Origin of the sequence: Pseudogulbenkiania sp. MAI-1, assembly GCF_000527175.1 — a bacterium.
Classification (GTDB): Bacteria; Pseudomonadota; Gammaproteobacteria; order Burkholderiales; family Chromobacteriaceae; genus Pseudogulbenkiania.
Map to the genome: position 1 here is coordinate 45,985 of NZ_AZUR01000001.1, position 26,749 is coordinate 72,733.

Genomic DNA, 26,749 nt, shown 5'->3' on the forward strand with positions numbered 1-26,749 from the left:
GTGGCGCCGTGATTTCAATGACGAAAGAATAAAAATTAATTGATGCGGGTCTGATCGGGCATAAATAACGTCTATGACAATGGATTAATCCGGGCGGCGGCAGGAGGCATTGGCGGGGCGTGCCCGTTCCCAGCCAGGGCGGGTGTCGTCCGGCGTTGTCGGGCACGCAATGAGCCTCTCGGCGAGGCCCATTGCGTAAGCAGCGCTCCCCCTACAGGGCATATCCCTTGGCGGGCATGGCCCGCCGTGGTCAGCTCCCGCCCGACTCGTCGTAGAGCACCTCGGCCACTTCTTGCAGCGCGGCGTTGTAGAGGTACAGGGACAGGGTTTCGTCGGTGTACGAGCCCCCCAGCACCAGGGCGCTGCGGGTCGGGCCGGTCGGCACGATGTTGGTGCTCCACAGCGGCGTGTTGGTCCGGTCGTAGAAGGCGAGGTTCCCGTCCTGTTCCATCACCAGGCGCCCCGGCGGATTGGCCATGGGGTGGGCCAGCGCCTGCCACAGCGGGCTGGTGCTGCCGCTGCCCAGCAGTACCGGCCCCAGTGTGGGGTCGTTGCGCAAGGTGGCGCTGCCGTCCAGCGTGGCGATGGCTTGGCCGGCCGCCAGGGTCGGCTGGCTCCAGTCATCCAGGCGGTTCACGCTTTGCATTTCCCCGACCAGATCGGTTTGCACCAGGGTTTTGACGGTGTTCGCCGACCAGCCGTGGTAGGCCGCCACGGTCGAGAGGATGATCACCTTGGCGAGCGCGGCCATGGGGGTCATGTCGGCCGGGCTGAGGGCGCCGACCGAGGGCAGCCAGGCGCCGGCGGCGTAGGCGCTGTCGTTCACGGTGCCGCTGAGCACCTGGGTGCAATCGACGATCACCACGCCTGCCGCGTCGGCGCGGGCCAGCGCTTGGTAGATGGCGCCCTCTGCCGGGTTGTCCGGGTTGCCGGAGGGGAAGTTGCCCTCGCCGTACGATTCGAGCACCAGCCCCTTGATGCCGGTGGCCCCGCAGGCATCGATCAGGTTGGCGATGACCGCCGTGCCCGCCGACGCCGAGTAGGCCGCCGGGAAGGCGTTGAACTGCATGGCGGGAAACGCATCGATGTGCTGGGCGATGTACGCCAGACGCTGCTGCAGGGCGGACAGGGTGGCGGGGGTGTCCAGGCTGACGTCCGGGGTGGCGGGCAGCGGCAGGACGTTGGCGAAGTCGATGTCGAGTTCGATGCCGTACTCGCCCAGGGCGGGGTAGTTGGGCGAGGAGAAGGCGTTGAACTGGCTGGCGTTGGTCTTGACCGTGCGGTTGCCGCGGTACAGCTGGTTCTGGAAGTACACGCCGACTTCCGGCACGCCGCTTTGTGCCGCCGCCACCGCGCCGCAGACATTCTGGAAGGCATCGGTGTTGTAGTTGATGGCGAGGGCGGTTTGCGGTGAGGCCCGATGGAACAAGGGCACTTGCGAGCCGGTGATGATGACCGGCTTGCTCAGCGTGGCGGTGGGGAAGCCCAACGCGTTGCAATCGGACAGCAGGAAGGACAGGGCGGGGCCGGTGAAGTCCATGCTGTCGGTGCCGTGCAGCACCACCCAGCCATCGTACTGGCCGTAGGTGTTCAACACCCATTCCGCCATCAGGCACCAGTCGGAGGGTTGCAGATTGGTGCTATCCAGCGTGCCGCTGCTGGATTCCGGAAAGGAGATGGGCGGGAAGTCGATGGCGATGTTCGGATACTGCTGCCGCAGGATCGGGGTGATGAGGTTCTTGAAGGCGTTGGAAAAATCGTCGGTGTTCATCGGCGCCAGTGGGTTGCCGACGCAGCCGATGGTGCCGCCCGTGTAGAGAATGGCGATGTTCATGGGATGATGTTCCTCGGTAAGGGCCTGTTTCAGGGGGTGGAACATCAGATGATCTTGACGCCGGTGTCGGGAACGAACATGTAGCAGTAGAACGCGTACTCGACGATCAGGTCGTCCGGGTTGTAGTCGGGCTGGCTCTTGTCGGGCTGCACCGGCCCTTGGTTGACAGTCCAGTTGGCGACGGCCGGGTCCTGGATCAGGTTGCCGGCGAAGTCGAAGTTGGTGACCTGGTCGCCGCCGTCCTTCTGCGACCACGAGTTGAAATTGACCACGTCGTCGCAGCGCGCCCAGTGGTAGTCGCCGGGCCAGTTGGCATCGCCGGCCGGGGAGATCATCAGGGCGACGAAGTGGCCGCCCAGGGCACCGGCGCCGATCAGGCCATGCGGGCTGGTGGCCTTGCGTTTTTGGGCGAAGGCCTTGATGTCGTCGAGGGTGGTGCCGACGTAGATGAGACCGTCCTGTTCGGCGAAGTGACGGATGGACGGGCCGTTGAGGGTGGCCGCGGTGATGAGGTTGCCGCTGGCCCGGCCAGGCTGCGGGAAGGTGTTGGAGGTGATGTTGCAGCCGTAGGCGTAGCAGTTGTTGTGCGGCTGGAACTTGTACGACATGAAGTTGCCGTCGCAGTCTTCCGGCGGGTTGTAGCCCGAGGTGCCGCCGACGACGGTGGGGCTGTACTGGGGGATGCCGATGACTCGCACCGGGGCCGGATTGGTGATGGTGACCGGGACGGTGATGGGGGCCAGATAGTGTTCGTCGGGGGCGGCGGCGTTGGGGGCTGTCTCGGTGATCTGATGAGCCAGGTTTTGCGGGGCGGCCATGCCGCTGAATTTGAACTGCCGAGTTGCCTTATTCATCTTTACGCTCCGTGTCGTGGTGTTGCGGGATAAAGTCTGAAAATGCTGCCCAACGTGGCTCGCCGCTGCGCCAGCCAAACCCATTTGGCATGACGCTGAAGTAGGCTCCCAGCCGGGGTTCTTGTCAATGTCATTTTGCGCGTCGATGCGGGTCCATTGCCGGGACGTGGAGGGGTGTCTGAATTTCGCCACGGGGAGTGGGCAGGGGGAGCCCGGCGGAGGGGGAGGAGGCTGGCTGTGTTGTCGTTTGCGGGCGAGTTCGCCCACGACGGCGGGAACGTTGCCGAGGCGCAGTCTCCCAGGCAGGCATCGTCATCGGGCATGCCGAAGGACAGGCGAGCAGCGAGGGACATCGCGTTTTTTCGGCCATAGAACTGGCAATGGCACCCCATATAGCCAACACTTCAGCTAACGGCAATGTCTCCGGCGCCGTTGGACGGGGCGCGTGGTGCAGGCTCTCGTTTCTTGCCTGGCAGCTTTGGCCCCGGGCCGAGGCTGGCCTGTCGGGGTAACGCTCTTTCATGTGTGCTTGGTGGACTGGGAGGCGCAAGGCAGGCGCCGCTATGGTGATGGCGCGTGCCGCTCCCTGAATTTCGGCTTCTATCGCTCAACGTTCTCTGGCGGCATGCTTCCCCATGGAAACAAAAACTTACGCATCCTTGGCCAGCTTCATCGATTTCATGCTCGATGCGATCTGCGTCGTCGATGCGGAGGGGCGTTTCGTCTTTGTCAGCGCGGCGAGCGAGCGCATCTTCGGCTATACGCCGGAGGAGATGATCGGCCGGGCCATGATCGAGCTGGTGCACCCCGAGGATCGCGCCAGGACGCTGCAGGCGGCGAGCGAGATCATGTCGGGGCATCCCGAGCCTCATTTCGAGAACCGCTATGTGCGCAAGGACGGGCAGATCGTCCACATCATGTGGTCGGCCCGCTGGTCGGAGGCCGATCGGCTGCGGATCGCCGTCGCGCGTGACATCACCGAGCGCAAGCGGGCCGAGTCGATGCAGGCGGCGCTGTATGCCATTTCCGAAGCGGCGCACGCGGCGGAGGATCTGCTGGCCTTGTTCCAACGCATCCACCAGATCATCGGCACACTGCTGCCGGCTCCGAGCTTTGCCGTCGCGCTGTACGACGAGCGCAACGACCAGCTGAGCTTTCCTTACCACGTCGAGGCGCGCGAGCGCACGGCCAGGCCGCAAAAACCCGCCGCCGGCACGCTGTGCGCCGAGGTCATCCGCAGCGGGCAGCCGCTGCTGCTGACCTCCGAGACGCGGGCCTCCCTTCCCGAGCATTTGAGAGCCATCGTCGGCAAGAGCGCGCTGTGCTGGCTGGGCGTTCCGCTCAACTCCCACAAAGGCACCATCGGCGCCCTGGTGTTGAAGAGCGGGGCCGGGGGCGCGTGCTACACCGAAAGAGACAAGGAGCTGCTGCAGTACGTTTCCACCCAGGTGGCCACCGCCATCGAGCGCAAACAGCTGCACGCCCGGCTGCAGTACATGGCGCAATACGACGCGCTGACCAATCTGCCCAACCGGGGCTTCCTGCACGACCGGCTGAAAACGGCGCTCGCCCGGGCGCGGCGGGAGCAGGGGCGCTTGTCCGTGCTCTACCTCGATCTGGACAAATTCAAGCAAGTCAACGACACCCTGGGCCATACCGCGGGCGATCTGCTGCTGAAAGAGGTGGCCAAGCGCCTCAAGCAGTGCGTGCGCGAGGCGGATACGGTGGCGCGCATGGGGGGCGACGAGTTTGTCGTGCTGCTGGAAGGCCTCCCGTTGCCCGAGCACGTGATGATCGTCGTCGAGAAGATCCGCAGCGCTCTCAATCAACCGCTCGACATCGATGGCCATCGCGTGTGCGTGCTGCCGAGCATCGGCGTGGCGCACTATCCGGAGCATGGCGACGGGGAGCAGCAGTTGCTCCGGCACGCCGACGAGGCCATGTATGTCGTGAAAAAGAACGGGGGCGGGCGCTATCAGTTGTTCCAGTGACCACGCCGGGACCGGCTCGCCGGTATGGGGGGCGTTCCGAACAAGCGGGAAAGGCCAACCGGTTGCGGTTGGCCTTTCCACGTGGTGGCTGTCCAGCACCCTGCTCGGCCAGGGCATCCTGGCAACCGCGAAAGCGGCTGAGCTCAGGTCACCGAGGCGCGCTGGTGGAATTCGGGGCGGTCCCAGCTGCCGCTGTCGAGGATGTCCTTGAGCGTGTCGACCGCGTCCCAGATGTCGGCGTAGCCGAGGTAGAGCGGGGTGACGCCGAAGCGCAGCACTTCCGGCTCGCGGTAGTCGCCGATCACGCCGCGGGCGATCAGTGCCTGCATCACGGCGAAGCCGTGCGGGTGGCGGAAGCTGACGTGGCTGCCGCGCCGGGGGTGTTCACGGGGGGTGACCAGGGTGAGCGGGTGGTCAGCGCAGCGTTGTTCCACCAGTTCGATGAAGAGGTCGGTCAGCGCCAGCGATTTCGCGCGCACCGCCGTCATGTCGGCTTGCAGCGCCACGTCCAGGCCGCATTCGACCAGCGACATCGACACGATGGGCTGGGTGCCGCACAGGAAGCGGCGGATGCCGCTGGCGGGCTGGTAGTCGGTGGCCATGGCGAACGGCTGCTGGTGTCCCCACCAGCCCGAGAGCGGCTGCCAGAAGCGGTCCTGATGGCGCGCCGCCACCCAGATGAAGGCGGGCGAACCGGGGCCGCCGTTGAGGTATTTGTAGGTGCAGCCGACGGCGAAGTCGGCTTCGGCGCCGTTGAGGTCGACCGGTACCGCGCCGGCAGCGTGCGCCAGGTCCCAGATGGTCAGCGCGCCGTGGCGGTGCGCCAGCGCGGTGGTGGCGGCCATGTCGTAGAGGTAGCCGGTGCGGTAGTTGACGTGCGACAGCAGCAGCACCGCCACGTCGTCGCCCAGCGCTTGTTCCAGTGGGGTTTCGTCGTCGATCAGGCGCAGTTGGTAGCCTTGCTGCAGCAGGTCGATCATGCCCTGGATCATGTAGAGATCGGTGGGGAAGTTGTCGCGTTCGGACACGATCACGCGGCGTTGTGGCTGGTCTTGCTGCTGGATGCGCAGGGCGGCGGCGAGCGATTTGAAGATGTTGAGCGAGGTGGTGTCGGTGACGACCACTTCGCCGGCGTTGGCGCCGATCAGGCGGCCGAGCTTGTCGCCCAGCCGCGCCGGCAGGTCGAACCAGCCGGCGGTGTTCCAGCTGCGGATCAGGCCGACGCCCCATTCCTGGTCGATGACCTCGGCGCTGCGGGCGCGGGCGGCCTTGGGCAAGACGCCGAGCGAGTTGCCGTCGAGGTAGATCACGCCGGGGGGCAGCTCGAAATGGTGTTTCAGCGCGGCCAGCGGGTCTTGCTGGTCGGCTTGCAGGCAGGCTTCGCGGGTGTGCATGGTGTGGCTCCTTGGGGGGCAGGGACTGAGAACTATCCTAGCACCGGCCTGCCTCGGAAAAATTGCAAGTTTGGCTTGTGAGTGGCTGATTTTTCGCAGAATATTCGATTTTCAGCTGGTTTTAGATGGAGTATTGCGAATGCAGGTCGACGCGATAGATTGGCGCATTCTCGCCGCGCTGCAGCAGAATGGCCGCCTGAGCAATCAGGACCTGGCGGACAGGGTGGCGCTGTCGCCGTCGGCCTGCTTGCGGCGGGTGCGGGCGCTGGAGGAGAACGGCCTGATCCGCGGCTACCACGCCGAGCTCGATGCGCAGCAGCTGGGGTTCGAGCTGGAGGCCATCGTGCACGTCACGCTGGACCGTTCGCGCGAGGAGTGGCACGAGCAGTTTCTCGAGCAGATCGCCGGGTTCGACGAGATCGCGGCGGCGTACGTGGTGAGCGGGCCCACCAACTACGTGCTGCACGTGCGCACGCGCCATCTCACGGCGTTTTCGAATTTCGTGGTGGAGAAGCTCAACAAGCTGCCGGGGATGCGCGACATCTGCTCCTACATCGTGATGAAGAAGGTCAAGGATCAGCTGGGGCTGTTGCCGGTGGGCCAGCACAACTGACGCGGGGGCCGGCGCGGCGAGCGCTTGGGGGGCGGCGCTTTTCTGCGCTACATTGCATGAGGCGCGGCCCGTATTACGCCGCCATGCCGTCGGCTCTGACGGCTCTTGACCGTGATTCGACCATAACTGCAACCACAAGGAAGAAAACGATGCGCAAGTTCGTGATGATCGCTCTGCTGGCCCTGACCTCGGCCAATATGGCCTTCGCCGGTGACGCCGCGTGCGAAGCCAAGGCCGCCGAGAAGAAGCTGGCGGGCGCGGCCAAGACCAGCTTCCTGAAGAAGTGCGAGAAAGACGCCAAGGCCGCCGCCGCGCAGTCGAGTTGCGAAGGCAAGGCCGCCGAGAAGAAGCTGGCCGGCGCGGCCAAGGCCAGCTTCGTGAAGAAATGCGTGAAGGACGCCGGCGCCGCCAAGTAAGCCCGCCTGCGCTTTCGCCAGCCAAGCCCGTCCCCGCGACGGGTTTTTTGCGGCCGGCGGACCATGGCCCGGTGCCGCGGCGGCACCGCGGTCAGCCCTTCGCTGAACGCGTGCGTGCGGGACGGCGGTGTGCGGTGGGGCTGGCGCCTTCACATGTGGAGGAAACCGGACTAGGTTTAATAGATACCAAGGAACAATTTGGGTCTATCCGATGAAGGAGGAGGACGATCATGTCAATCTCTGCCACATTGCAAGACTGCCTCCGCCGCAAGGGCAGTCAGTACGATATCGTGCATCATGCGCACACCCATTCCACCAGCGAGACTGCCGAGGTAGCGCACGTGCCGGGCGACCGCCTGGCCAAGACGGTGCTGCTGTCGGACGAACGCGGCTACGTGGCGGCGGTGTTGCCGTCGACCTTCCGTCTGGAAATGTCCGAGCTGTGGGAAAAGACCGGACGGCACCTCGAGCTGGTGCCGGAAGCGGCCTTGCCCGATGTGTTCACGGACTGCGAAATCGGCGCGGTGCCGCCGGTAGGCATGGCCTACGGCATGAAGACCTACCTCGACGAGAGCCTGACGATGCAGCCGGACGTCTACTTCGAGGCGGGTGACCACGAGGACCTGATCCACATGCGTACCGATCAGTTCCTCGACTTGATGGACAAGGCCGAGCGGGTCAGCTTCGCCCACCGCCGGGGCGCGTGACATTGTAGGAGCGGTGTGGACCACCCCCGCCCGCGGGCGGGGGTGTCTGCGTGCGCGCGGCGCTGGCGCAACGGTTTGCCGAGGTTTCCCCATGGGAAAAGCCATCATCACCCCGCGTAACAACGGTCCCTACCACATCAAGGGCGAGTTCACCATCGTCACCCAGGGTGGCCGGGAGATTCCCGTCGAGCAGGATCAGGTTTGGTTGTGCCGCTGCGGCCAGTCGAAGAACAAGCCGTTTTGCGACGGTTCGCACAAGGCGGCCGAGTTCAAGAGCGATCTCGACGAGGCGCCGTAGCGTCGCGGGGCGTGACAGAAAGCAAAAAGGTTGGCGTGGGCCAACCTTTTTGCCTGTTCATGGTGCCGGCTCCTTGCCGGGCGGGCCGTTACGGCGCCAGCCGCGACTTCTGCCACTGGCCGTCCTCGCCCCGCGTGTACACCACGCGGTCGTGCAGGCGGCTCGGCCGGCCCTGCCAGAATTCGACGCGGTCGGCCTCGATGGCGAAGCCGCCCCAGTGCGGCGGGCGCGGCACGTGCAGCGGGTACTTGGCGCCGAACAGCGCGGCGCGCTTGATCAGCTCGGCCTTGGAGGAAATCTCGCTGCTCTGTTCCGAGGCCCAGGCGCCGAGCCGGCTGGCGTAGGGGCGGCTGTGGAAATAGGTATCGGACACTTCCGGCGCCACCGTCACGGCCTTGCCCTCGATGCGCACCTGGCGCTCCAGCTCGGGCCAGAAGAAGGTCAGCGAGACCCAGGGGTTGGCCGTCAGCTGGCGGCCCTTGCGGCTGTGGTAATTGGTGTAGAACACGAAGCGGCCGTCCTCGACGCCCTTGAGCAGCACGATGCGCGCGCTGGGGCGGCCGTCGTCACCGACGGTGGCCAGGTGCATGGCGGTCGGTTCGTTGACCTTGGCGGCGATGGCCTCGTTGAGCCAGAGCGTGAACTGCTCGACGGCGTCGGGCAGGCAGTCGTCCGGCGACAGTTCCTTCTGGGCGTAATCCTGGCGGATATCGGCGAGCTTCAGCGACATGGCGTCCTCCTGTGGGGCGCTATCTTACTCCCTTGGCCGGGGTGGGGGGAGGGGAACGTGGCGGCGCCGGGCAGGACGGGCCCGGCCGGCTTCTCCTCCGAGGGTAGTAGGGACGCCCGCCACCAGTTTAGGCTAGAATAAGCCATTTAATCTGCGGCCTTTCCGCCCATGCATCTGGTTGCTTTCGGTCTCAATCATCAAACCGCGCCGTTGTCGGTCAGGGAGAAGCTCGCTTTTCCGGCGGAGGTATTGCCGGGAGCGCTGGAGAGTCTGGTCAATTCCGACGCCGCCGGCGAGGCGGCCATCGTCTCCACCTGTAACCGCACCGAGATCTACTGCGCGAGCCACAATCCGCAGGCGGCGCTGGAGTGGCTGTCGCAGTTCCACGGCCTGCCGCTCGAGGAGCTCACGCCCTACCTGTACCAGCTCGACGCCGCCGCCGCCGCGCGCCACGCCTTCCGTGTCGCCTCGGGGCTGGATTCGATGGTGCTGGGCGAGACGCAGATCCTGGGCCAGATCAAGGACGCGGTGCGCGCCGCCGAGCAGAGCGGCACGCTGGGCACCCAGCTCAACGCGCTGTTCCAGAAGACCTTCGCCGTGGCCAAGGAAGTGCGCAGCAAGACCGCGGTCGGCGCCAACTCGGTGTCGATGTCGGCGGCGGCGGTGAAGCTGGCCGAGCAGATCTTCCCGACCATCCGCGAGCTGAAGGTGCTGTTCATCGGCGCCGGCGAGATGATCGAGCTGGTGGCCACCCACTTCGCCGCGCGCAGTCCGTCCTGTATCACCGTGGCCAACCGCACGCTGGAGCGCGGCGAGAAGCTGGCCGAGCGCTTCGGCGGCAACGCCATCACCTTGTCCGACCTGCCCGAGGCGCTGCCGCGCTACGACGTGGTGGTGACCTCCACCGCGAGCCAGCTGCCCATCCTGGGCAAGGGCCTGATGGAGCGCGCCATCAAGATCCGCCGCCATCGCCCGGTGTTCATGCTGGACCTGGCGGTGCCGCGCGACATCGAGGCCGAGGTGGGCGAGCTGGACGACGTGTTCCTGTACACCGTGGACGACATCGCCAGCGTGGTCGAGGTCGGGCGCGAGGCGCGCCAGCTGGCGGCGGAAGAGGCCGAGGCCATCATCCAGGCGCGCGTGCAGGAGTTTGTCGCATGGCTCAAGCGGCGCGAGACCGTGCCGCTGATCCGCAGCCTGCGCGACGAGGCCGAGCGCGTGCGCCGCCACGCGCTGGATGCGGCGCACAAGCAGCTGGCGCGCGGCGAGGACCCGGCCAAGGTGCTGGAAGCGCTGTCGCAGCAGCTCACCAACAAGCTGATGCACCCGCCGACCCAGGCGCTGTCCGCGGGCCACGGCGCCGAGCACGACGCGCTGGTGCACGCCATCGCGCGCCTTTACCGTTTACACCCGGAGTCGTAATGAAACCGTCGATTGCGACGAAATTGAGCCAGCTGGCGGACCGGCTGGAAGAAGTCACCCACCTGTTGGCGAGCGAAGCCGCCACCCAGGACATGGACGCGTTCCGTAAGCTGACGCGCGAACACGCCGAACTGACCCCGGTGGTCGAGACCTACCAGGCCTATCGCCAGTGCGAGAGCGACATCGATGCCGCCACCGAGATGCTGTCCGACCCGGACATGAAGGAGTTCGCCCAGGCCGAGATCGACGAGGGCAAGGAACGCCTGGCCAACCTCGATCTGGAACTGCAGAAGCTGTTGCTGCCGAAGGATCCCAACGACGACAAGAACATCCTGCTGGAAATCCGCGCCGGCACCGGCGGCGACGAGGCGGCGCTGTTCGCCGGCGACCTGTTGCGCATGTACACGCGCTACGCCGAGCGCAACCGCTGGCAGGTGGAGATCGTGTCGGCGTCGGAGTCCGATCTCGGCGGCTACAAGGAAGTGATCGTGCGCATCGCCGGCGACGGTGCCTACTCGCGCCTCAAGTTCGAGTCCGGCGGCCACCGCGTGCAGCGCGTGCCGGCCACCGAGACCCAGGGCCGCATCCACACCTCGGCCTGCACCGTGGCGGTGATGCCGGAGGCCGACGAGATCGCCGAGGTGGTGCTGAACCCGGCCGACCTGCGCATCGATACGTTCCGCGCCAGCGGTGCCGGTGGTCAGCACATCAACAAGACCGACTCCGCAGTGCGCATCACCCACCTGCCCACCGGCATCGTCGCCGAGTGCCAGGACGGCCGTTCGCAGCACGCCAACAAGGCCAGCGCCATGCGCGTGCTGGCGGCGCGCATCTACGACATCCAGCTGCGCGAGCAGCAGCAATCGGTGGCCGCCGAGCGCAAGAGCCTGGTCGGTTCCGGCGACCGCTCCGAGCGCATCCGCACCTACAACTACCCGCAGGGCCGCATCACCGACCATCGCATCAACCTGACGCTGTATAAGCTCGATTACGTGATGGACGGCGACCTGTTCGAACTCACCGACGCGCTTGTCGCCGAGCACCAGGCCGAGTTGCTGGCCGCCATGGGCGACTGAGCCGTTCCTTTCGTTTTGCCGCCGCACGGGCCGCCTTCGGGCGGCCCGTGGCGTTTGTGGCGGATGCCTTCGTCGGCGGCTTTTTTTCGAATTGCGCAGCAAGAATCGGATCGTCATAGCGCGTGCGCTTCTCTACACTGGCGTTTTGCGAGGATAGTCCGATGAGTGAACCGAATACTTATCCCGATTGCCGCCGTGCCGCGCCGGCGCTGACGGAGGTGGCCCATGGCTGAACGGCGCGACTGGTTGTGGCTGGTGCTGCTGGCCGCGATGTGGGGCGGATCGTTCCTGTTCATGCGCGTGGCGGTGCCGGAGCTGGGGCCGTTTCCGCTGATCGCGCTGCGTCTCGGCGTGGCGGCGCTGGCCTTGCTGCCGCTGTTGCTGTGGCAGCCGGGCGGCCTCGCGCTGTGGCGCCGGCACTGGCGCGCCATCGCCGTGGTCGGGGTGTTCCTGTCGGCCTTGCCGTTCTGCCTGATCGCCTGGGCCACGCTCAGCCTGCCGGCCGGCGTGGCCTCGGTGCTCAACGCCACCACGCCGCTGATGACGGCGCTGTGGGCGATGCCGCTGGCGGGCGAGGCGATGAGCCGGCAGCGCGCCGCCGGCCTGGCGCTGGGCTTGGCCGGCGTGCTGGTGCTGACGCTCGGGCGCGGGGCCGCCTTCGGCCTGGATAGCGGGCTGCCGGTACTGGCGATGCTCGGCGCCACTGCCAGCTACGGCTGGTCCGGCCACATGGCCAAGCGCTGGCTGCCGGGCCTGCCGCCGCTGGTGACGGCGACCGGCAGCCTGGCCTCGGGCGCCGTGCTGCTGTTGCCGCTGGCGCTCATGACCTGGCCGTCAGTCTCCCCGCAGGGCACGGTGTGGGGCGCGGTGCTGCTGCTGGCGCTGGCCTGCACCGCGCTGGCCTACGTGATCTTCTACCGCCTGATCGAGAGGCTCGGCGCCACGCGCGCCAGCAGCGTCACCTACCTGGTGCCGGTGTTCGGTGTGCTGTGGGGCGCGATGTGGCTGGGCGAGGCGGTGAGCGCGGCGATGCTGGCGGGCGGGGTGCTGATCCTGGCGGGGGTGTTGCTGTTGGGCTGGCGCCGGCGCGGCTGAGAGCCCATCTTTTCACCCAACGGGGAGCTGTGGCTCCCCGTTTTTCATGGTGGCGCCAGCGTGTCGCACCAGTCCGATCAAATGTCGCCAGAGGTCGCTGGGCCGGGGGCCGATGCCGCTACATTGATCGCACCACCCCACCCGCAGGGGGACCGGGTTCGCGCGGGTCGAAACAGAACCGATTCTATTGACGGAGCTAGGACATGAAACTGGATATCAGATCGCTGGTGCTGGGCTTCTCTTCGCTGCTGGCGCTGCCGGCCCTGGCCGGCGAGGCGGAAAGCTGTCGCAACGTGCGTTTCGCCGACGTCGGCTGGACCGACATCGCCGCCACCACCGGGCTTGCCACGACGGTGTTCAAGGGCCTGGGCTACAGCCCGAGCAAGACCATTGCCTCCGAGCCCATCGTGTTCTCCGGGCTGAAGAGCAAGCAGCTCGACGTCTACCTGGGCTACTGGGACCCGTCGCAGACTCCGGCCATCACGCCGTTCGTGCAGAGCAAGGCGCTGCAGGTGCTGCCGAGCGCCAACCTGGACGGTGCCAAGTACACGCTGGCGGTGCCGAGCTTCGCCGCCGAGAAGGGGCTCAGGAGCTTTGCCGACATTGCTAAATTCCGCAAGGAGCTGGACGGCAAGATCTACGGCATCGAGCCCGGCAGCCAGGGCAATGCGCAGATCAAGAAGATGATCGACAACAACGAGTTCGGCCTGAAGGGCTTCAAGCTGATCGAGTCGAGCGAGGCCGGCATGCTGGTCGAGGCGACCAAGGCGTACCGCCAGAAGCGGCCGGTGGTGTTCCTGGCCTGGGAGCCGCACCCAATGAACTTCATGATGAAGCTGACCTATCTCTCCGGCGGCGACAAGCAGTTCGGTCCCAACTACGGTGGCTCCAAGGTGTACACGGTGGTGGCCAACGACTACCAGCAGCGCTGTCCCAACGCCGCCAAGCTGATCGGCAACCTCAAGTTCACCCTCGACATGGAAAACCATGTGATGGACCCGATCATGAAGAAGGTCGACCCGGCAGTGGCGGCCAGGCAGTGGCTGCAGCGCAACCCGCAGGTGCTGACCGCCTGGCTCGACGGTGTCACCACCTTCGATGGCAAGCCCGGCCTGGAGGCGGTCAAGGCGTCGCTGGCGCAGTGAAACCGACGACAGTCTCACGCAAAGAGGACACAGCATGAACCATGAAGTCATCGTCACCTGTGCGGTGACCGGCGCCGGCGACACCGTCGGCAAGCATCCCGCCATCCCGGTCACCCCCAAGCAGATCGCCGACGCCGCCATCGAGGCGGCCCGCGCCGGCGCCACCGTGGTGCACTGCCACGTGCGCAACCCGGACACCGGCAAGGCCAGCCGCGACCCGAAGCTCTACCGCGAGCTGGTGGACCGCATCCGCTCCTCCGGCGTCGACATGATCCTCAACCTGACCGCCGGCATGGGCGGCGATCTGGAGATCGGCCCGGGGGAAAAACCGATGGAATTCGGCCCAGGGACCGACCTGGTGGGCGGCTTGGAGCGCCTGATCCACGTCGAGGAACTGCTGCCGGAGATCTGCACGCTCGACTGCGGCACGCTCAACTTCGGCGACGGCGACTACATCTATGTCTCGACCCCGGCGCAGCTGCGCGCCGGCGCCAAGCGCATCCAGGAGCTGGGCGTGAAGCCGGAGCTGGAGGTGTTCGACACCGGCCACCTGTGGTTCGCCAAGCAGCTCCTGAAGGAGGGCCTGCTCGACGACGCGCCGCTGTTCCAGCTCTGTCTCGGCATCCCCTGGGGGGCGCCGGCCGATACCACCACGATGAAGGCGATGGTCGACAACCTGCCGCTGGGGGCGAATTGGGCCGGCTTCGGCATCGGCCGCATGCAGATGCCGATGGTGGCGCAGGCGGTGCTGTTGGGCGGCAACGTGCGCGTCGGCCTGGAGGACAATCTGTACCTCGACCGGGGCGTGTTCGCCAGCAACGGTTCGCTGGTGGAGCGGGCCGTCGACCTGGTGCAGAAGCTCGGCGCGCGCACGCTGACGCCGGAAGAGGGGCGCAAGAAGCTGGGGCTGAAGAAGCGCGGCTAGGTTTTGTCGGTTGGGCCTTGGTAGGATGGGTGGAGCAACGCGAAACCCATCGAGGCATTGCCATAGTGATGGGTTGCGCTGCGCTCCACCCCACCCATCCTACTTCTGAATACGACGATAGATTCCATGCTGGGCCGTCCGGCCCAAGCGAGAGGAGGCAGTCATGCCTGTGATTAGCGAAATCAAGACTTTTGCCGCGCTCGGCGTCGGCGTGATCGGCAGCGGCTGGGTGGCGCGCGCGCTCGCCAACGGCCTCGACGTGGTGGCCTGGGACCCGGCGCCCGGCGCCGAGGCGCAGCTGCGCGCCAACGTCGCCAACGCCTGGCCGGCGCTGGAGCCGGCCGGCCTGAAGCCCGGCGCCTCGCCCGAGCGGCTGCGCTTCGTCGCCACCATCGAGGAGGCCGTCGCCGACGCCGACTTCATCCAGGAGAGCGCGCCGGAGCGGCTCGAACTGAAACTGGAACTACACGCCCGGGTGTCGGCGGCGGCCAAGCCGGGGGCCATCATCGCCTCGTCCACCTCGGGCCTGCTGCCGTCCGAGTTCTACCGCGACGCGGTACACCCGGAGCGCTGCATCGTCGGCCATCCGTTCAACCCGGTGTACCTGTTGCCGCTGGTCGAGGTGGTGGGCGGCGAGAAAACGGCGCCGGAGACCATCGCCGCCGCCAAGGCGATCTACGCCGGCCTCGGCATGCGGCCGCTGCACGTGCGCAAGGAGGTGCCCGGCTTCATCGCCGACCGCCTGCTGGAAGCCTTGTGGCGCGAGGCGCTGCACCTGGTCAACGACGGCGTGGCGACCACCGGCGAGATCGACGACGCGATCCGTTTCGGCGCCGGCCTGCGCTGGGCCTTCATGGGCACGTTCCAGATCTACACGCTGGCCGGTGGCGAGGCGGGCATGCGCCACTTCATGCAGCAGTTCGGCCCGGCGCTCCAGTTGCCATGGACCTACCTGCCGGCGCCGGAGCTGACCGACGAGCTGATCGAGCGCGTGGTCGAGGGCACGGCGGCGCAGCAGGGCGAGCGCTCGATCAAGGCGCTGGAGCGCTACCGCGACGACTGCCTGCTGGGCGTGCAGGCGGCGGTGGCGGCGGCCAAGGCGCGTCACGGCCTGAGCCCGGAGGAGTGAGATGAGCGCGCTGACCCTGTACCGCGACGAGGTGCGCGCCGAGTGGGTGGACTACAACGGCCACCTGCGCGACGCCTTCTACCTGCTGCTGTTCAGTTACGCCGCCGACGCGCTGATCGACGCGATCGGGCTCGACGCGGCGGAGCGCGAGCGCAGCCGACGTTCGATCTACACGCTGGAGGTGCATCTCAATTACCTGCACGAGCTGAAGCAGGGCGAGGCGGTGCGGGTGGACTGCCAGTTGCTGGCCCACGACAGCAAGCGCCTGCACGTCTACTTCACGCTGCATCGTGGCGACGAGGCCGAGCCGGTGGCCGCCAGCGAGCAGATGCTGCTGCACGTGGATACCGAGCGCGCGTGCTCGGCGCCGTTCGGTGCGGCGGTACTGGCGCGCGTGGCCGAACTCGCCGCCGCGCACGCCGGTCTACCGCGTCCGGCCTACGCCGGCAGGGTGATCGGGCTGCCGCGGCGCGCCGGCACGGAGGGCGGGCCGACATGAGCGAATTCTCCCTGAGCGAGCCCTTGTGGCGGCCCAGCGCGCCTTGTCGGCTCGACGCCTTCCGCGCCGAGGTCGAGCGTGAGTTCGGCCTGGTGCTTGACGACTACGATGCGCTGTACCACTGGTCAATCCGCGAACCGGCGGCGTTCTGGCAGACGCTGTGGCGTTTCGCCGAGGTGCGCTCCAGCCGCGAGGCCGACGCGGTGCTGGTGGATGGCGAGCGCCTGCCCGGCGCGCGCTGGTTCGTCGGCGCGCGGCTGAACTTCGCCGCCAACCTGCTGCGGCGGCGCGACGGCGGCGTGGCGCTGGAGTTCTACGGCGAGGACCGGGTGCGCGCGACCTGGAGCTGGCGCCGGCTGTACGACACCGTGTCGCGCCTGGCCCAGGCCTTGCGCGCCCAGGGCGTCGGCCCCGGCGACCGGGTGGTGGGCCTCACGCCGAACATGCCGGAGACGGTGGCGGCGATGCTGGCTGCCGCCAGCCTGGGCGCGGTGTGGAGCAGCTGCTCGCCGGACTTCGGCGTGGCGGGCGTGCTCGACCGCTTCGGCCAGATCGGGCCCAAGGTGCTGTTCGCCAGCGACGGCTACCGCTACAACGGCAAGGCGATCGACCTGCGCGACAAGCTGGCCGAACTGGCCAAAGCGCTGCCGGGGCTCGAACGCATGGTGGTGTGGAACTACGCCGGCGGTGCGCCGGAGCTGGCGGCGATTCCCCGGGCGCAGGCGCTGGACGAGTTCGTCGCGCCGTACCGGGCCGACGAGATCGCCTTCGCCGCGATGCCGTTCGATGCGCCGCTCTACATCCTGTATTCGTCCGGCACCACCGGCCAACCCAAGTGCATCGTGCACGGCGCCGGCGGCACGCTGCTGCAGCATCTGAAGGAGCACATACTGCACGGCGATCTCGCGGACGGCGACCGCCTGCTGTACTACACCACTTGCGGCTGGATGATGTGGAACTGGATGGTGTCGGCTCTGGCGGTCGGGGCGACGCTGGTGCTGTACGACGGCGCGCCGCTGCTGAACGACGCGCCGGACGTGTTGTGGCGCATCGCCGAGGAGACACGGCTGACCCATTTCGGCACCAGCGCCAAGTATTTGTCGGCGCTGGAGAAGGCCGGCGTCGAACCGGGCGAACGCTACGACCTGGCTGACCTGCGCTTCATCTATTCCACCGGCTCGCCGCTGTTGCCGGCCAGCTACGACTATGTCTACCGCGCCATCAAGCCGGACGTGGCGCTGTGCTCGATCTCCGGCGGCACCGACATCGTGTCCTGTTTCGCGCTCGGCTGCCCGGCCAAGCCGGTGTACCGCGGCGAGCTGCAGGCGCGCGGGCTCGGCATGGCGGTCGAGGTATGGAACGAGGCCGGCGAGCCGGTGGTGGGGGAGAAGGGCGAGCTGGTGTGTGTCAAGCCGTTCCCGTCGATGCCGCTCGGCTTCTGGAACGATGCCGATGGGACGAAGTACCGCGCCGCCTATTTCGAACGCTTCCCCGGCGTGTGGGTGCACGGCGACTGGGCCGAGCTGACTGCGCGTGGCGGGCTGGTCATCCACGGCCGCTCCGACACCGTGCTCAACCCCGGCGGGGTGCGCATCGGCACCGCCGAGATCTACCGCCAGGTGGAGACGGTGCCCGAGGTGCTGGAGTCGCTCGCCATCGGCCAGGACTGGCAGGGCGACGTGCGCGTGGTGCTGTTCGTGCGGCTCGCCGCCGGGCTGACGCTGGACGACGAGCTGCAGCAGACGATCCGCACGCGCATTCGCACTCACACCACCCCGCGCCACGTGCCGGCGCGCATCGTGCAGGTGGCCGACATCCCGCGCACGCAAAGCGGCAAGCTGGTGGAGCTGGCGGTGCGCGAGGTGGTGCACGGCCGGCCGGTGAAGAACGTGACGGCGCTGGCCAACCCGGAGGCGCTGGCGCTGTTCCGCGATCTGGCCGAACTGGCCGTCTAGGCGTTTTGCCGCACGGCGCCGTCTTCGTGGCGGTCGTGGCTCGGCGTCACGCCGTAGCGCTGGCGGTAGGCGCGCGCGAAATAGGTGGCCGATTCGAAGCCGCAGGCGACGCCGACCTCCATCACGCTCATCCCGGTCTGGCGCAACAGTTCGCGCGCCCGCTCCAGCCGCAGCTTGAGGTAGAACCCGCTCGGGGTATCGTCGAACTGGGCGCGGAACAGCCGCTCGAGCTGGCGCCGCGTCACCCCGACGCTGTCGGCCAGCTCGTCGGCCGACAGCGGCGCTTCGGTGTGCTGCTCCATGGCGCCGATCGCCTGCACGAGCTTCTTGTTGTGCACGTCGTAGCGCGCCGCGATCTGCATGCGCTGGTGGTCGGACTTGGCGCGGATGCGGCCGAGCACGAACTGCTCGGACACCTGCGTGGCCAGCGTGTGGCCGTGGCGCTGGCCGATCAGCGCCAGCATCATGTCGATCGAGGCGGTGCCGCCAGCCGAGCTGATGCGCGCGCCGTCGATTTCGTATAGTTCCTGGGTGACGTTGAGGCGCGGGTAGCGCTCGCGGAACGCCGCGATCGCCTCCCAATGCAGCGTCAGCCGCTGCTGGCGCAGCACGCCGGCCTCGGCCAGCACGAAGCAGCCGGTGTCGATGCCGCCCAGCGTCGCGCCCTGCCGGTCGAGCTGGCGCAACCAGGCCGTCAGCGCCGGCGTGCTGTGCGCCAGCGGGTTGAAGCCCGCCACCACGAACACGGTGCGGGCGTCCGCCAGCGCCTCCAGGCTGCCTTCCACCGCCAGCGACATGCCGTTGCTGGCGCTCACCGCCGCACCGTCGACGCTGAGCAGATGCCAGCGGTAGAGTTCGGGCCGGAAGCGGTTGGCCACGCGCAGCGGCTCGATCGCGGACAGCAGGCCGAGCATGGAGAATTCCGGCAGCAGCAGGAAGTGGATGTCTTCGGGGTGGGCGGTCGGGTGCGGGGCGCTCATGGCTGTGATGGGGGCTGGAGAACCGATACAGCATAGCGCAAGGCGACGGTGCCGCCGAGTGCGCCCCGGCGCCGGGGAGGGGGCGAATTCGCATTGTCTCCATGTTTGCGCAAGCTTTAGCCGATATGATGGAGTCTCGCCCGGAGCGTCGAGGCTGGCCCGGGCGTCGCCCCGTTTCCCCTGGCCCAGCCCCTGACTGCGAACCGACACGATGAGCCCGACACCCTCCGACGCCACCCCCCCGTCCTCCTCCCACTCCCCGCGTCCGCACCGCCGCCTGTTGTGGCTGGCCCTGCTCGGCCTGCTGGTGGCCGGGGCGGTCGGCTGGCAGCGCTGGCAGTCCCCGTCGGGGACCGATGCGGCGGTGGCGCAGCGGCGCGGCGGTGCGGAGCGCGGGCCGCAGACGGTGACGGCGGCGACGGCGCGGCGCGGCGAACTCAAGGTCTATTTGACGGCGCTGGGCACGGTCACGCCGAGCGAGACGGTGACGGTGAAGAGCCGCGTCGATGGCCAGCTGATGCGCGTGCACTTTTCCGAGGGCCAGCAGGTCAAGGCCGGGCAGCTCCTGGCCGAGATCGATCCGCGCCCGTTCCAGGCGGCACTGGCGCAGGCCGAGGGGCAGCTGCTGCGCGACAGTGCGCAGCTGAAGAACGCCGAGATCGATCTGGCGCGCTACCAGTCGCTGCTGGCGGAGAATTCCATCGCGCGCCAGCAGGTCGATACCCAGGCGGCGCTGGTGCAGCAGTACCGCGGCACGGTCAAGCTCGACCAGGGGGTGGTGGACAACGCCCGCCTGCAGCTGTCGTACAGCCGCATCACCGCGCCGCTGGCCGGCCGGGTCGGGCTGCGCCGCGTCGACGCCGGCAACATGATCACCGCCAACGACGCCAACGGCCTGGTGGTGATCACCCAGACCCAGCCCAGCCACGTGCTGTTCGCGCTGCCAGAGGCTCAGCTCGCCGCGGTGATGAAGCCGTATCTCGCCGGACGCCCGCTCGCCGTCGAGGCGTGGGACCGCAGCGGCAAGCTGCTGGCGCAGGGCAAGCTGGAGACGCTGGACAACCAGATGGATAGCGCCACCGGCACGGTCAAGCTCAAGGCGCGCTTTGCCAACGGCGACGACGCGCTGTTTCCCAACCAGTTCGTCAACGTCAAGCTGCTGACCGAGGTGCGCCGCGACGCGGTGCTGATCCCGGAGGCGGCGCTGCAGCGCGGCAAGGACGGCCCGTTCGTCTACCTGATCCAGCCGGATAATCGTATTGCCTTGCGCCCGGTGGTGCCGGGCCCGGCCGACGCCGGCCAGCTGGCGGTGGAGCAGGGCCTCTCGGCGGGCGAGCGGGTGGCGCTCGACGGTCTCGACCGGCTGCGTGCCGGCAGCCAGGTCAAGCCGCGCGCGCCGGGGGCGGCGGGATCGGACGATCAGGCCGGCGGCGGTAAACGCCACGGCAAGCGCGCGGCCTCGGCGCCGGCGGCGCTGGGGCCGGCGGCGCAAGGGCAGGCGCAGTGATGAACCCGTCCCGTCCCTTCATCCTGCGCCCGATCGCCACCACGCTGTGCATGCTGGCGCTGGTGCTGACCGGCTGGGTGGCGTACCGGCTGCTGCCGGTGTCGGCGCTGCCGCAGGTGGATTACCCGACCATCCAGGTGGTGACGCTCTATCCCGGCGCCAGCCCCGAGGTGATGGGGGCGATGGTGTCCTCGCCGCTGGAGCGCCAGTTCGGCCAGATGCCGGGCCTGAGCCAGATGCGCACCAGCAGTTCCGGCGGGGCCTCGGTGATCACGCTGCAGTTCTCCCTCGACCTCGCGCTCGACGAGGCCGAGCAGGAAGTGCAGGCGGCGATCAACGCCGCCAGCTCGCTGCTGCCGTCCGATCTGCCGTCGCCGCCGATCTACAGCAAGGTCAATCCGGCCGACAGCCCGATCGTGTCGCTCGCCATCACCTCGCCGACCTTGCCCCTGTCCAAGCTGGAGGACCTGGTCGACACGCGCCTGGCGCAGAAGCTGTCGCAGCTGTCCGGGGTGGGGCTGGTCAGCCTGAGTGGCGGTCAGCGTCCGGCGGTGCGCATCCGCGCCGACGCGCGTGCGCTGGCGGCGCACGGCCTGACCCTGGCCGAGTTGCGCAGCGCCATCGGCAGCGCCAACGTCAAGCAGTCTAAGGGCGGTTTCGATGGCCCGCTGCAGGCCTCCAGCATCGACGCCAACGACCAGCTCGCCTCGGCCGACGACTACCGCCGCCTGGTGCTGGCGTACAAGGACGGTGCGCCGCTGCGCCTGGGCGACGTGGCCGCGGTGGTGGACGGGGTGGAGAACCGCCGCCTGGGCGCCTGGGCCAACCGCGCCCCGGCCATCATCGTCGACATCCGCCGCCAGCCCGGCGCCAACGTGATCGAGGTGGTCGACCGCATCAAGACGCTGCTGCCGCAGCTCAAGGCGACGCTGCCGGGCTCGGTCGACGTGACGCTGCTCAGCGACCGCACCGACGGCATCCGCGCCGCGGTGCACGACGTCCAGTTCGAGCTGATGCTGGCGGTGGCGCTGGTGGTGATGGTGATCTTCCTGTTCCTGCGCAACGTGGCGGCGACGATGATCCCCGGCGTGACGGTGCCGCTGTCGCTGATCGGCACCTTCGGCGTGATGTACCTGGCGGGCTTCAGCCTCAACAACCTGACCTTGATGGCGCTGACCATCGCCACCGGCTTCGTGGTGGACGACGCCATCGTGATGATCGAGAACATCGCGCGCTACATCGAGGACGGCGAGTCGCCGCTGCAGGCGGCGCTGAAGGGTGCGCAGCAGATCGGCTTCACCATCATCTCGCTGACCTTCTCGCTGATCGCGGTGCTGATCCCGCTGCTATTCATGGGCGACGTGGTGGGGCGCTTGTTCCGCGAGTTCGCCATCACGCTGGCGGTGTCGATCCTGCTGTCGGCGGCGATCTCGCTGTCGCTGACGCCGATGATGTGCGCACGCATCCTGAAGCACGTGCCGGAGGAGAAGCAGGGGCGCTTCTACCACGCCAGCGGCGCCTTCATCGACGGCATGATCGCGCGCTACGGCCGCGCGCTGGAGTGGGTGCTGGAGCACCAGCCGCTGACGCTGCTGGTGGCGGTGAGCACGCTGGCGCTGACCGCCGCGCTCTACCTGGTGGTGCCGAAGGGCTTCTTCCCGCTGCAGGACACCGGTGCGATCCAGGCGGTGACCGAGGCGCCGCAGTCGGTGTCGTTCGCCGCCATGGCCGAGCGCCAGCAGCGGCTGGCCGCCGTCATCCTGCACGACCCGGCGGTGGCGAGCCTGTCGTCCATCGTCGGCGTCGACGGCAGCAACGCCACGCTCAACAGCGGGCGCCTGCAGATCAACCTCAAGCCGCACGGCACGCGCGACGACGTGTCCACGGTGGCCGCGCGGCTGCAGCAGGCGGCGGCGCAGGTGCCCGGCATCACGCTCTACCTGCAGCCGGTGCAGGACCTGACCATCGAGACCACGCCCAGCCGCACCCAGTACCAGTTCGCGCTCGACAGCGCCAACGCCGCCGAGCTGGCGCAGTGGGTGCCGCGCCTGCTGGAGGCGCTGCGCCAGCGTCCGGAGCTGGCCGACGTCGCCAGCGACCTGCAGGAGCAGGGCCTGCAGGCTTTCCTCACCATCGACCGCGACGCTGCGGCGCGTCTCGGGGTCAGCGCCGCCGCCGTCGACAACGCGCTGTACGACGCCTTCGGACAACGGTTGATCTCGACCATCTTCACCCAGACCAACCAGTACCGCGTGGTGCTGGAGTCGGCCGGCGCCGCCGGCAAGGGGCTCGCCGCGCTCGACGACATCTACCTCACCGGCAGCAACGGCACGCCGGTGCCGCTGAAGAGCGTGGTCAAGGTCAGCGAGCGGACCGCCCCGCTGGTGCTCAACCGCCTCGACCAGTTCCCCACCGCCACGCTGTCGTTCAACCTCGCCCCCAGCGTGTCGCTGGGCGCGGCGGTGGCGGCGGTGCGCGAGGCGGAGCAGGAGATCGGCCTGCCGGCCGGCATCGAGACGCGCTTCCAGGGCGCCGCCGCGGCGTTCCAGAGCTCGCTCTCCAACACGCTGTGGCTGATCCTGGCGGCGGTGGTGACGATGTACATCGTGCTGGGGGTGCTGTACGAGAGCTACATCCACCCGGTCACCATCCTGTCGACGCTGCCGTCGGCGGCGATCGGCGCGCTCTTGGCGCTGCTGGTGTCGGGCACCGCGCTCGACGTGATCGCGGTGATCGGCATCATTCTGCTGATCGGCATCGTCAAGAAGAACGCGATCATGATGATCGACTTCGCGCTGGAGGCCGAGCGCAAACAGAAGCTCAGCCCGCGCGAGGCGATTTACCAGGCCTGCCTGCTGCGCTTCCGCCCTATCCTGATGACCACGCTGGCGGCGCTGCTGGGCGCGCTGCCCTTGATGCTGGGCTCCGGCGTCGGCTCCGAGCTGCGCCATCCGCTCGGCATCACGCTGGTGGGCGGGCTGTTGCTGAGCCAGCTGTTGACGCTGTTCACCACGCCGGTGATCTACCTCGCCTTCGACCGCCTGGCGCGGCGCTGGCGCAAGGCGCCGGCGGCGCAGGGTGACGCGGCATGATCCCGTCCGCGCCGTTCATCCGCCGCCCGGTGACCACCGTGCTGCTGACGCTGGCGATCGCGCTGGCCGGGCTGCTGGCGTTCGGGCTGCTGCCGGTGTCGTCGCTGCCGCAGGTGGATTTCCCCACCATCCAGGTGCAGGCGCAGATGGCCGGCGCCAGCCCGGAGACCATGGCCGCCACCGTGGCCACGCCGCTCGAGCGCACGCTGGGGCGCATCGCCGGGGTCAACGAGATCACCTCGACCAGCTCGCAGGGCAGCACGCGCATCGTGCTGCAGTTCGACCTCAACCGCGACAGCAACGGCGCCGCCAAGGACGTGCAGGGCGCGATCAACGCCGCGCTCGCCAGCCTGCCCAGCGCCTTGTCGGGCACGCCGACCTACCGCAAGGTCAACCCGTCCGAGGCGCCGGTGCTGATCCTGACGCTGACCTCCGACGTGCTGAGCAAGGGCCGGCTGTACGACCTCGCCTCCACCGTGCTGGCGCAGAAGCTGGCGCAGGTCGACGGCGTGGGGCAGGTGACGGTGGGCGGCGGCGCCTTGCCGGCGGTGCGCGTGGCGCTCGATCCCGCCGCGCTGTCGCGCCACGGCATCAGCTTCGACACGGTGCGCCGGGCGATCCAGAACCACACGCTGAAGCTGCCGCTGGGGGTGCTGGAGGACGCCGGCCGGCAGTGGCAGCTCGCCAGCAACGACCAGCTCAACCGTGCCGCCGACTACGGCGGCCTGATTGTGCACTACCAGGATGGCGCCGCCTTGCGCCTGGCCGACGTCGCCACGGTCAGCGATTCGGTGCAGGACGTGCGCAACGACGGGCTCGCCAACGGCAAGCCGGCCATCGTGCTGCTGCTGTTCCGCGCCCCCGGCGCCAACGTCATCGACACCGTCGAGCGGGTGCGCGCCTTGCTGCCGCAGTTGTCGGCCGCCGTGCCGCAGACCGCCACGCTCACGGTGACGCAGGACCGCACCTCGACCATCCGCGCCTCGCTGCGCGACGTCGAGCGCACCCTGGTCACCGCGGTGGCGCTGGTGGTGCTGGTGGTATTCCTGTTCCTCAGGAGCGGCCGCGCCACGCTGGTGCCGGCGATCACCGTGCCGGTGTCGCTGATCGGCACCTTCGGCGTGATGTACCTGGCCGGCTTCAGCCTCAACAACCTGTCGCTGATGGCGCTCACCATCGCCACCGGCTTCGTGGTGGACGACACCATCGTGGTGCTGGAGAACATCGCGCGCCATATCGAGAACGGCATGACGCCGCGTGCGGCGGCGTTCCGCGGCGCGCGCGAGGTGGGGTTCACGGTGCTGGCGATGAGCCTGTCGCTGATCGCGGTGTTCATTCCGATCCTGCTGATGGGCGACATCGTCGGCCGGCTGTTCCGCGAGTTCGCGCTGACGCTGTCGGCGGCGATCCTGGTGTCGCTGCTGGTGTCGCTGACCACGGCGCCGATGCTGTGCTCGCGCTGGCTGCGCCCGCGCCGGCCGGTCACCCCGGGGCGTTTCGCGCGCTGGCGCGGGCAGCTGTTCGAGCGCCTCGTCGCCGGCTACCGCCGCTCGCTGGCCTGGTCGCTCGACCATCACCGGCTGATGCTGCTGGTGCTGATCGCCACCATCGTCGCCAACGTGGCGCTCTACGTGGCGGTGCCCAAGGGCTTCTTCCCGCAGCAGGACACCGGGCGGCTGATCGGCAACGTGCGTGCCGACCAGAGCATCTCGTTCCAGGCCATGCGCCAGAAACTGCAGCGCTTCGTCGACGTGGTGCGGCGCGACCCGGCGGTGGCCAGCGTGGTCGGCTTCACCGGCGGCGGCGCGCGTAACAGCGCCAACCTCTTCGTCGGCCTGAAGCCGCGCAGCGAGCGCAGCGAAAGCGCCGACCAGGTGATCGCGCGGCTGCGCAAGCAGCTCGCACGCGAGCCCGGCGCCACGCTGTTCCTGCAATCGGCACAGGAATTGCGCATCGGCGGGCGGCAGAGCAACGCCCAGTACCAGTACACGCTGCAGGGCGACGATCTGGCCCAGCTGCGCGCCTGGGAGCCGCGCCTGCGCCAGGCGCTGTCCCGCCTGCCCGGGCTCGCCGACGTCAACACCGACCAGCAGGATCGTGGCCTGCAGACCACGCTGCTGTTCGACCGCGACGCCCTGGCACGGCTCGGCCTCACGCAACAGGAGGCTGACAGCGCGCTCGGCAACGCCTTCGGCCAGCGCCAGATCGCCACGCTGTACAACCCGCTCAACCAGTACAAGGTGGTGCTGGAGGCGGCGCCGGCCTATCTGGAGCGCCCCGAATCGCTGCGTGACATCTACCTGATCACGCCCGAGCGCCAGCCGGTGCCGCTCGCCGCGGTGAGCCGCGTGCAGCCCGACACCACCCCGCTGGCGGTCAACCACCAGGGCCAGTTCGCCGCCACCACGGTGTCGTTCAACCTCGACCCCGGCGTGTCGATCGGGGCGGCGCGCGCCGCCATCGACGCCGCCGTCGAGCTGCTCGGCATGCCCGACTCGCTGGTCGGCAGCTTCCAGGGGGCGGCGCGGGCCTTCCAGGCCTCGCTCGACAACCAGCCCTGGCTGATCCTGGCGGCGCTGGCGGCGGTGTACATCGTGCTCGGCATCCTCTACGAGAGCGCCATCCATCCCATCACCATCCTCTCCACGCTGCCCTCGGCCGGGGTCGGCGCCATCCTGGCGCTGCAACTGTCCGGCGGCGAACTGAACGTGGTGGCGATGATCGGCGTGCTGCTGTTGATCGGCATCGTCAAGAAGAACGCCATCATGCTGATCGACTTCGCGCTGGATGCCGAGCGCAAACGGGGGCTGGCGCCGCGCGAGGCCATCCTCGAGGCCGGCGTGCTGCGTTTCCGCCCCATCCTGATGACCACCATGGCGGCGCTGCTGGGCGCGCTGCCGCTGGCGCTGGGCCACGGCGAGGGCGCCGAGCTGCGCCAGCCGCTCGGCGTCTCGGTGGTGGGCGGGCTGATCGTCAGCCAGCTGCTGACCTTGTACACCACGCCGGTGGTGTACCTGTACATGGACCGCCTGCGGCGCTGGAACTGGCGCTTCTGGCGCCGTTCCGCCACGGTGCAGGCGTAGGAGA

21 protein-coding genes are annotated in these 26,749 nt (G+C 68.3%); 16 read left to right on the plus strand and 5 right to left on the minus strand.

Going from position 1 to position 26,749, the window contains the following annotated elements:
• Positions 1 to 250: 250 nt before the first annotated feature.
• Both PSEMAI1_RS20810 and PSEMAI1_RS0100190 read right to left on the minus strand, forming a co-directional pair.
• Positions 251 to 1,834: an asparaginase domain-containing protein gene (locus PSEMAI1_RS20810; protein WP_024300912.1), complete on the minus strand. Its 1,584-nt coding sequence runs from the start codon at positions 1,832 to 1,834 to the stop codon at positions 251 to 253.
• A gap of 44 nt (positions 1,835 to 1,878) precedes the next feature.
• On the minus strand, positions 1,879 to 2,688 hold the full coding sequence (locus PSEMAI1_RS0100190; protein ID WP_024300913.1) for a hypothetical protein: 810 nt from the start codon (positions 2,686 to 2,688) through the stop codon (positions 1,879 to 1,881).
• 635 nt (positions 2,689 to 3,323) lie between these two features.
• On the opposite strand from PSEMAI1_RS0100190, the gene PSEMAI1_RS0100195 reads away from it, so the two are divergent.
• The gene (locus tag PSEMAI1_RS0100195; RefSeq protein ID WP_024300914.1) at positions 3,324 to 4,679 is read left to right on the plus strand and encodes a diguanylate cyclase domain-containing protein; all 1,356 of its coding nucleotides are present in this window, start codon (positions 3,324 to 3,326) and stop codon (positions 4,677 to 4,679) included.
• 143 nt (positions 4,680 to 4,822) lie between these two features.
• Here PSEMAI1_RS0100195 and kynU read toward each other — a convergent pair whose 3' ends face one another.
• Complete coding sequence (gene kynU, locus PSEMAI1_RS0100200) at positions 4,823 to 6,073, minus strand: kynureninase (RefSeq protein ID WP_024300915.1); 1,251 nt, start codon at positions 6,071 to 6,073, stop codon at positions 4,823 to 4,825.
• 139 nt (positions 6,074 to 6,212) lie between these two features.
• Between kynU and PSEMAI1_RS0100205 the strand changes: the two genes are divergently transcribed.
• From PSEMAI1_RS0100205 to PSEMAI1_RS0100220, 4 genes are all read left to right on the plus strand, one after another.
• Complete coding sequence (locus tag PSEMAI1_RS0100205; protein WP_024300916.1) at positions 6,213 to 6,686, plus strand: Lrp/AsnC family transcriptional regulator; 474 nt, start codon at positions 6,213 to 6,215, stop codon at positions 6,684 to 6,686.
• Positions 6,687 to 6,835: 149 nt separating this feature from the next.
• A complete protein-coding gene (locus PSEMAI1_RS0100210; protein WP_024300917.1) occupies positions 6,836 to 7,102 on the plus strand; it encodes a hypothetical protein in 267 nt (88 codons plus the stop codon).
• A gap of 230 nt (positions 7,103 to 7,332) precedes the next feature.
• Positions 7,333 to 7,809: an aminoacyl-tRNA deacylase gene (locus PSEMAI1_RS0100215; RefSeq protein ID WP_024300918.1), complete on the plus strand. Its 477-nt coding sequence runs from the start codon at positions 7,333 to 7,335 to the stop codon at positions 7,807 to 7,809.
• 91 nt (positions 7,810 to 7,900) lie between these two features.
• Positions 7,901 to 8,107, plus strand: a complete 207-nt coding sequence (locus PSEMAI1_RS0100220; RefSeq protein WP_024300919.1) for a CDGSH iron-sulfur domain-containing protein — start codon at positions 7,901 to 7,903, stop codon at positions 8,105 to 8,107.
• Positions 8,108 to 8,195: 88 nt separating this feature from the next.
• On the opposite strand, the gene pdxH is transcribed toward PSEMAI1_RS0100220, so the two are convergent.
• The gene (gene pdxH / locus PSEMAI1_RS0100225) at positions 8,196 to 8,837 is read right to left on the minus strand and encodes a pyridoxamine 5'-phosphate oxidase (RefSeq protein ID WP_024300920.1); all 642 of its coding nucleotides are present in this window, start codon (positions 8,835 to 8,837) and stop codon (positions 8,196 to 8,198) included.
• Between the two features lie 168 nt (positions 8,838 to 9,005).
• Here pdxH and hemA point away from each other — a divergent pair, with 168 nt between their 5' ends.
• The 8 genes from hemA (at position 9,006) to PSEMAI1_RS0100265 (ending at position 18,083) form a co-directional block, all read left to right on the plus strand.
• Entirely contained in the window at positions 9,006 to 10,259 is a 1,254-nt protein-coding gene (hemA, locus tag PSEMAI1_RS0100230; protein ID WP_024300921.1) for a glutamyl-tRNA reductase, read from the plus strand.
• Entirely contained in the window at positions 10,259 to 11,335 is a 1,077-nt protein-coding gene (prfA, locus tag PSEMAI1_RS0100235) for a peptide chain release factor 1 (protein ID WP_024300922.1), read from the plus strand. The genes hemA and prfA overlap by 1 nt, the downstream gene beginning before the upstream one ends.
• A gap of 225 nt (positions 11,336 to 11,560) precedes the next feature.
• The gene (locus PSEMAI1_RS0100240) at positions 11,561 to 12,430 is read left to right on the plus strand and encodes a DMT family transporter (protein WP_024300923.1); all 870 of its coding nucleotides are present in this window, start codon (positions 11,561 to 11,563) and stop codon (positions 12,428 to 12,430) included.
• A gap of 203 nt (positions 12,431 to 12,633) precedes the next feature.
• A complete protein-coding gene (locus PSEMAI1_RS0100245) occupies positions 12,634 to 13,575 on the plus strand; it encodes a choline ABC transporter substrate-binding protein (RefSeq protein ID WP_024300924.1) in 942 nt (313 codons plus the stop codon).
• 34 nt (positions 13,576 to 13,609) lie between these two features.
• Positions 13,610 to 14,500: a 3-keto-5-aminohexanoate cleavage protein gene (locus PSEMAI1_RS0100250; protein ID WP_024300925.1), complete on the plus strand. Its 891-nt coding sequence runs from the start codon at positions 13,610 to 13,612 to the stop codon at positions 14,498 to 14,500.
• 163 nt (positions 14,501 to 14,663) lie between these two features.
• Positions 14,664 to 15,629: an L-carnitine dehydrogenase gene (locus PSEMAI1_RS0100255; RefSeq protein WP_024300926.1), complete on the plus strand. Its 966-nt coding sequence runs from the start codon at positions 14,664 to 14,666 to the stop codon at positions 15,627 to 15,629.
• A 1-nt stretch (position 15,630) separates the two neighbouring features.
• Complete coding sequence (locus PSEMAI1_RS0100260) at positions 15,631 to 16,128, plus strand: thioesterase family protein (RefSeq protein WP_024300927.1); 498 nt, start codon at positions 15,631 to 15,633, stop codon at positions 16,126 to 16,128.
• Entirely contained in the window at positions 16,125 to 18,083 is a 1,959-nt protein-coding gene (locus tag PSEMAI1_RS0100265) for an acetoacetate--CoA ligase (RefSeq protein WP_024300928.1), read from the plus strand. The genes PSEMAI1_RS0100260 and PSEMAI1_RS0100265 overlap by 4 nt, the downstream gene beginning before the upstream one ends.
• Here PSEMAI1_RS0100265 and PSEMAI1_RS0100270 read toward each other — a convergent pair.
• Entirely contained in the window at positions 18,080 to 19,063 is a 984-nt protein-coding gene (locus PSEMAI1_RS0100270; RefSeq protein ID WP_024300929.1) for a GlxA family transcriptional regulator, read from the minus strand. The two genes, PSEMAI1_RS0100265 and PSEMAI1_RS0100270, sit on opposite strands and share 4 nt — an antisense overlap.
• Before the next feature lie 211 nt (positions 19,064 to 19,274).
• Here PSEMAI1_RS0100270 and PSEMAI1_RS0100275 point away from each other — a divergent pair, with 211 nt between their 5' ends.
• The 3 genes from PSEMAI1_RS0100275 to PSEMAI1_RS0100285 are packed head-to-tail and all read left to right on the plus strand — an operon-like array spanning position 19,275 to position 26,745.
• A complete protein-coding gene (locus PSEMAI1_RS0100275; RefSeq protein ID WP_024300930.1) occupies positions 19,275 to 20,570 on the plus strand; it encodes an MdtA/MuxA family multidrug efflux RND transporter periplasmic adaptor subunit in 1,296 nt (431 codons plus the stop codon).
• Positions 20,570 to 23,662 (plus strand): MdtB/MuxB family multidrug efflux RND transporter permease subunit, encoded by a 3,093-nt coding sequence (locus PSEMAI1_RS0100280; RefSeq protein WP_024300931.1) that lies wholly within the window; start codon positions 20,570 to 20,572, stop codon positions 23,660 to 23,662. The genes PSEMAI1_RS0100275 and PSEMAI1_RS0100280 overlap by 1 nt, the downstream gene beginning before the upstream one ends.
• The gene (locus PSEMAI1_RS0100285; RefSeq protein WP_029770409.1) at positions 23,659 to 26,745 is read left to right on the plus strand and encodes a multidrug efflux RND transporter permease subunit; all 3,087 of its coding nucleotides are present in this window, start codon (positions 23,659 to 23,661) and stop codon (positions 26,743 to 26,745) included. Before PSEMAI1_RS0100280 ends, PSEMAI1_RS0100285 begins: the two co-directional genes overlap by 4 nt.
• Positions 26,746 to 26,749: the final 4 nt, after the last annotated feature.